The organism is Falsiroseomonas oryziterrae (assembly GCF_021864505.1).
Classification (GTDB): domain Bacteria; phylum Pseudomonadota; class Alphaproteobacteria; order Acetobacterales; family Acetobacteraceae; genus Falsiroseomonas; species Falsiroseomonas oryziterrae.
Map to the genome: position 1 here is coordinate 1 of NZ_JAKJIB010000573.1, position 1,336 is coordinate 1,336.

General features: G+C 74.2%; 2 protein-coding genes and 1 pseudogene. All 3 read right to left on the bottom strand.

Features of this window, described 5'->3' with window-relative positions; all coding sequences use genetic code 11:
* The coding region (locus L2I40_RS23260) for a hypothetical protein (RefSeq protein ID WP_237217729.1) at positions 1-555 on the bottom strand (555 nt) is incomplete at its 3' end.
* Between the two features lie 131 nt (positions 556-686).
* Complete coding sequence (locus L2I40_RS23265; protein WP_237217730.1) at positions 687-1,031, bottom strand: hypothetical protein; 345 nt, start codon at positions 1,029-1,031, stop codon at positions 687-689.
* 66 nt (positions 1,032-1,097) lie between these two features.
* Positions 1,098-1,336: pseudogene (locus tag L2I40_RS23270) on the bottom strand (hypothetical protein); the annotation flags it as partial.

The following is a 1,336-nucleotide window of genomic DNA, read 5'->3' on the forward strand; positions in this document are numbered from 1 at the left end:
CTCGGCCTCGGCCTGCAGCTGCGCGTCGCGCGCGGCCGTCGCCTCGGCCTGCGCCTGCTGCTTCTCCTCCTGCGCGGCCTGGGCCTGCTTGAGCGAGGCGTCGGCCTGGCGCCGCGCGGCGTCGGTCTCGGCGCCGCCGCTGCGGGTGCCGAAATAGAAGCCGAGCACGCCGCCGAGGATGGTGCCGAGCTCTCCCGTGCTGGACAGGCCGAGCTGCCGCGACAGCACGATGGCGGGGATGGTGAGCAGCACGATGACGATCGCGAGCGCGGCGCGGATGGTGCCGTCCGGGAGGCCGCCCGCGCTCTCGCGATAGAGGGCGACGCGGTCGGTCGTCGTGCCCGGATCGCGCGGTACGGTGCTCAGCACATGGATGTAGTCGCGCCGCAGCTGCCAGGCGTAGCGGCCCAGGCCGAAGGCCAGCGCAGCCACGAAGAGCATGAACAGCCAGATGGCGAGCGTGCTCGGCGCCATCGCCTGCACCTGCTGCGCCGTCTGCTGCGCCACGTCCTGGGCGAAGGCGGGCAGCGGGACGAGGGCGACCAGGGCCGCCATCCTTGCCTGCGGGACCAGCCGATGCTGCGCCATGCGCTGCCCTCTCTCGCGTCCTGGGCGAGGCTAGGGCGGTGGCGCGCAACCCTGCAACAAGAATCTAGGACGAAATGCCTTTTCGTCCCGATTTCGGATCAGGAGGCCTTGGCGAGCAGGTCGCGCAGCCGCTGGAGGTCGTTGGCGGGCGCGGCGATGCGCAGCTCCGTCTCCTCGCCCTGCGCCACGATCTCGGCGGCGTTGCGGTCCACCGGGCCCTCCCGCACCAGGGCCTCGAGCGCGAGCTTGGCGGATTCCGCGCTCGGGAAGCGGCGGCGCAGCGTGACGGCGTCAGGCGGCATCGGGGTGTCATGGCCCATCATGTCCTGCGGCGGCACGGCGCGCGTGCCGCTTTCGGGCGTGCCGGCCAGCGGGTCGCTGGCGGGGAAGGTGCCGGCGACGGCGGCATCCTGGTTGCGGTCGCGCTTCGGGTCGATCGGCATGCGGGCGCTCCCCCCGGTTGGTGTGTCCATGCTTCGAAACGCTGCGTCCGGGTGAGGGTTCGCCGGTCATTCCGGAGCTGTGAGGGGCGGAAGGGGCCAGGGGGTGGGACGTGGCCAGGGCGCGCGGGCGCCGCCGGGGAGGATGGAGGGCTGGTTGCCGGGCGCGTCCAGCTCCAGCAGGCCGGCGCGTGCCGGGATTGCGGGCAGGCTGCGCGGCGCGGGCGTGGGCGTGGCGCCACCGGTGCCGCCGCCCGTGCCGTCGCCGCCGATCAAGCCGCCCCCGTCGCCTGTCCCGCTGCCGCCCG

Coding starts and splice junctions, on each gene's coding strand:
- L2I40_RS23265 (WP_237217730.1), bottom strand. CDS start 1,031: ATGCCGATCGACCCGAAGCGCGACCGCAACCAGGATGCCGCCGTCGCC.